Below are 4,848 nucleotides of genomic sequence, written 5' to 3'. Positions count from 1 at the left end.
GGTTTAATGCGCCCCGTTGCCCGGATAGCTCAGTCGGTAGAGCAGGGGATTGAAAATCCCCGTGTCCTTGGTTCGATTCCGAGTCCGGGCACCACTCATTTATAACCCTCGCTTCGGCGGGGGTTTTTGCTTTCTGAGTCAACAACTTGTTGGTTTATCAGTAGTTACCTCTTTTTACTTTCCTCCGGCCCCGCTTCCCGGTGGTACAAAAAGGTGGTACAAAATGAGCATTATGATACAACCAACAAAGAACCGTTTCGGCGTTTACCTCGTCCGTAAGGCCGTCCCCAGACACCTGCAAGGCATCCTCAATAAACGTGAGATCAAGTTCACCCTTGATACCAAAGACGTGAGGGAGGCCAGAGAACGTGCACCCGCAAAAATCATTCAGATCGACATGATGCTCAGGCTGGCAGAAAAGCAGCTTGAAGCGGAAGAGTCCTTAACTGATGCCGATATCGAAATGATCGCTGATGTATGGGCTTCAAGTACCATGCAGAATGACGAGCTAATCCGGGAGCGATACGTCGTTGAAGATGTTATCAATGGTAAAACAGGAATGTTCCACTCGCCGGAAAACGACATCATTCACGACTGGCTGGAAGACCGCGAACGCAAGCCCCTGTACAAATCAGAAACATGGCAGGCAGAACGTGACGAATCCATCTGCAAACTGATGGCCGTAGAGCTGGATGAGGCGCTCGAATACACGCCCGTAGTCCTTACCCCTCTCTGGAGGAAACGTCTGGCTTGGAGGCTTGCTGAACGCCGTAGCGATCTGACCAACGTCTATCTACTGAATCTCCGTCCACGTCTCTACGCCAAAAGCAGAGGGCTGGATTCACTGCCCGTTGAAAAAACGAAGACGCTCACCTTCGCAGACCTCTTTGAACGTTATAAAGAGCACGTCAAACATCATGAGCCACTGCGGGCGGAAAAACGGATTATCGCCTACACGACATCGGCAAACCGCTTCATCGAGTTTATCGGTCTGAAGGCCGCCGAAGACATCACCGTTGCTGATCTCGCTGACTTCCGTAACCTGCTCGAAAAACTGCCATCCCGCCCGTCAAAGGCTGTGCGATTGCTCCCCCTGCATAAACAGGTGGAAGCTGAAGGTGAAAAAATCAGCCCAGTCCGCGTCGAGAATATCATGAAGGAGTTATCGTCGGTCTTCCGCGTCGCGGTAGAAGACGGCAAGCTCACAGATAACCCGCTCAGCAAACTGAAGAAACGCAAAGCCATCGCTGGCCCGGCAATCATCCGCTCTTACAGTCGAGATGAAATCCGCCGCATCTTCTCCCTGCCCGTCTTCCACGGTGAAGATACACCGCACGGGGCAATGGCGTACTGGATACCGATAATCCTGTACTACTGTGGTGCCCGCGTTGAAGAAATCGCCCAGCTCCGTAAAGGTGACATAGTGGAAGTGGACGGTACCCCCTGCTTCAGGCTGACGATGGGTGAAGGCCAGTCGATCAAGATGGGTAATACGCGTCAGTTCCCGATACACAGCCACCTGCTCGAACTGGGCTTCCTTGATTTCGTTCAGTCCTGCACCTACCAGCTCTTTGCCGAAAAATCGGAAGTAAATGGCTCATATTCCTATAACTATGGGCGTTGGTGGGGCAATTACATTCGTGAACACGGCCTGACGAGGAACGGTATCAAGCCCACCCACAGCTTCCGCCACTCTCTCGTTACCCTGTTCCGTGATCTGGACATCCGTGAAGAAATTCAGGACAGCATCCTCGGACACAACGAAAACTCATCTGACAGAGCGAAGGCCAGCCACGGCTACGGAGAGAAGTCCGTGGAGGCCCAGCGTCGTGCCATTGAACAAATCCCCAGACTGAAGCTAAAGCGACTGGAAAACTGATTTTCAGCGGTATAGGGCACAGTAACTTACTGGAGATTATCAAAATGTTAAGAATTCCTGACTCAGACTGGCGGATCGTTGATGGGGCCCCCCAGCTTTCCGTTGCTTTCTTGCGGAAAATGACGCCTCAGGCAGCCAGATTTACTCAATGGGTACAGCGGACACATGCCAAATTGCTTAAGGCTCCCGAAAATGTACTGTCGTGCTGCACATCCGGGTTAATCCACGGTGAAATTCCCGACAAAAACGGCTGGCTTTCCGCTGGTGATGCCCTTGCCCTGCTTACTTACAGCATCCATAACAGCGAAAATGTGCCGCTAATTGAGGCGATAGAATATCGTGCCGAGTTAAAGCTCTCTGTTCCAGCTTTTGAGAGCAAACTTGAAGGCCAGTTTGGTGAGCAGTTACGTGATGCTCTGAGCTATCTAGAGAAGCGCTCACCTTTTATGACTTACTACGAAATCGAGAAGCAGAAGATAATCGGCAACTATCGCGTTGATTTCTTTATCACACAAAAGCTCAGTGCCGCTGATGGTTCGACGGTTAGACGCCACAGCATTGTTGAATTTGACGAAGCAGCCCACAAGCTAAAGCGATACAAGGAACACGATAAACGGAGGGATTGCTGGTTTCGTAAACATCATCCCGAAACTAAGCTTATCCGTGTGAGGCATGAAGAACAGGATATTTGGTTAGAATGTATCCGACGCTTAAACCAGCTTATCCGCCTGGAAGATGGCTACGTCCACTGTTTACGATTAGCTTGTACTGGTGGTCCGGGTCCGGGAATGCGAATAAATAGCGATTCAGCCCGAAACGCCTACGATGCAAGGCAGAACGCATGTGCTTTTCTGCTTAAACGCCCTGCTCAGCCTCTCAGGGAAATGGGAACATTGCTTCTACGGCTTGGTATTCCTTATGAAAAGCGGCGTGATATCAACTTCCAGCGGACACATCTCAGAGGATACGGGATTTAGATAGAAAAATTACAGTAAAAGTTACAAAGAAAGCCTCACAGGACGGGGCTTTCGAGCTGTTCAAACGTTGTAACCTTTGAAACCGCCCCCAACACACACTTATATAGGACTCTAAAGTTTTATTAAAATTTACTACTCAAATTCATCTTACTCCTCGGTAGATTATAGGTAGATATTCCTTAAGGCAATAACTAAATCAAGAACTGAAAGATGTCATAAAAAACTGCAATCTTTCCACCCATCATCAAAGCTGGTATCGCCCTTAACTCAATGAAATCTCCCTGCGTAGGTATAAGAAAGTTGTCTATAACCACACAGGAGTTCCTTAATGAAACATACCCCCGTAAAACGTCCTCAGAAGCCTCATGAGAGACTCTGTATTTCGCCCTGCACTCTATACTGGAGGGACGTAGAATGAATCTGAAGCGTATCCTATGGCAAGCCGCTCGGGCAGCACTGGCTGCCTTTCTTGCTGCAATCCTGAAAGCATTATCATCAAGTTTCCCACCAGCAGAAACGGCATAATCACTTCACCCTTACTTATTGTTCCCCTGCCAATAACCATGCCCTAAAGATCTGCCGCCAGCACAACGATGGAATGCCCTTTCGGGACATGTCACAGGGTTGTTTTGGCATTTTGGCAGGTCTTTGCATCGTAGCATGGCCTATTGGTAGGGTAAGGAGTCCACATGGCTACAGTTGGCTACGCCCGCGTGTCCACCACTGGGCAAAGTCTGGATACACAGCTCGAAGCCTTGTCCGGTTGCGAGAAGATATTCAGAGAAAAAATCAGCGGGGCTAAAGATGACCGTCCAGAGCTACAGGCAATGCTCGAGTTTGTTCGTGAGGGTGACATAGTACAGGTAACGAAACTGGACCGCCTCGCCCGTAACACCCGTCATCTACTGGAAGTGTCAGAATACCTTCAGGGAAAAGGCGTGGCGTTGAACATCCTCAATATCGGCATCAATACGGCCACACCAACCGGAAAGCTCATGCTGACCATGATTGGGGCTATCGCCACGTTTGAGCGTGAAATGATGCTGGAGCGTCAGGCTGAGGGGATCGCACTGGCAAAACTCAAAGGGAAGTACAAAGGTCGGAAAGCGACTGCCAGAAGTAAAGCTCAAGAAGTTATAGATTTGGTCGAAAAAGGTATGAGTAAACCGGCGATTTCTCGGGAGTTAGGTATCGGGATCACAAGTATTTATCGGATCATTCGGAACGAACGTCCTGATCTGTTAGACAAGTGATATGAAAACACAAATGTGAGGAAATGTTAATGGATGGGACAGGCAAGATCGAGATTGAAGACTATAACGAGGACGGATTTTGGTCAAAAGTTAAGAAGTACTGTAAAGCTATCGGGAAAGAGTCGCTTGAGCAGGTACTCCGTCTGTATTACGCCTTGGATAGTGAGAACTGCACAGCTAAACACAGAGCAACCATCTACGGAGCGCTGGCGTACTTAGTATCACCGATAGATATTATCCCCGATTTAACGCCGATACTCGGGTATACGGATGACATGGCTGTAATCGCTGCCGCCCTTGTAGCAGTGGCAGGTTGCATAGATGATGCGGTTAAAGGTAAAGCAAAAGGGAAGGCTGATGAGCTTTTTGACTAGAGTGGCCAATAAATTACTACCTGATACAGCAAAAGAGAAAATCATCAAACACGAAGTGAAGAAACTGGTTAACGACAAATTTAAGCTTGATGGTGAGCTAGACAAGCATGTCGATGCATTAGCCGAAAAGGTTATGGGCAAAGTGGATGCCTCAACCATATTCGAGGCCAAGGATATCTACGACAAGCTCAAGTCAGCTAAAACCAACAAGGATTGACTGCTAGTTCGTTAACATCAAAGTCGTGGTATCTGGTACAAAACAGTGGTACATTCGGAATCGAAGCGTAAAGGTAACTTACTGTTATTCGGTGACTTCATTGTTGAGTCAATGAATCCTTGGTTCGATTCCGAGTCCGGGCACCACT

5 protein-coding genes and 1 tRNA gene are annotated in these 4,848 nt (G+C 48.7%); all 6 read left to right on the top strand.

The features are described 5' to 3' along the window. Positions 1–18 precede the first annotated feature (18 nt). The 6 genes from G9X48_RS01790 (at position 19) to G9X48_RS01765 (ending at position 4,700) form a co-directional block, all read left to right on the top strand. Positions 19–94 (top strand) — tRNA-Phe (locus tag G9X48_RS01790). Between the two features lie 129 nt (positions 95–223). Further along, positions 224–1,879 carry a DUF6538 domain-containing protein gene (locus tag G9X48_RS01785; protein ID WP_166499911.1) on the top strand — a complete coding sequence of 552 codons (1,656 nt, stop codon included), beginning with the start codon at positions 224–226 and terminating at the stop codon, positions 1,877–1,879. Positions 1,880–1,923: 44 nt separating this feature from the next. Next, on the top strand, positions 1,924–2,856 hold the full coding sequence (locus G9X48_RS01780; protein WP_161583216.1) for a hypothetical protein: 933 nt from the start codon (positions 1,924–1,926) through the stop codon (positions 2,854–2,856). Positions 2,857–3,545: 689 nt separating this feature from the next. Further along, positions 3,546–4,109, top strand: coding sequence for a recombinase family protein (locus G9X48_RS01775; protein ID WP_106479232.1), 564 nt, complete (start codon positions 3,546–3,548; stop codon positions 4,107–4,109). 29 nt (positions 4,110–4,138) lie between these two features. After that, positions 4,139–4,483, top strand: coding sequence for a DUF1232 domain-containing protein (locus G9X48_RS01770; RefSeq protein ID WP_202628153.1), 345 nt, complete (start codon positions 4,139–4,141; stop codon positions 4,481–4,483). Then, complete coding sequence (locus tag G9X48_RS01765; protein WP_202628154.1) at positions 4,467–4,700, top strand: hypothetical protein; 234 nt, start codon at positions 4,467–4,469, stop codon at positions 4,698–4,700. The genes G9X48_RS01770 and G9X48_RS01765 overlap by 17 nt, the downstream gene beginning before the upstream one ends. The last annotated feature ends 148 nt before the right edge of the window (positions 4,701–4,848 follow it).

Source organism: Cronobacter sp. HA18006 (genome assembly GCF_011605445.1).
GTDB classification, from domain to species: Bacteria; Pseudomonadota; Gammaproteobacteria; order Enterobacterales; family Enterobacteriaceae; genus Cronobacter; species Cronobacter sakazakii.
This window is presented reverse-complemented; position numbering and strand designations above follow the sequence as displayed.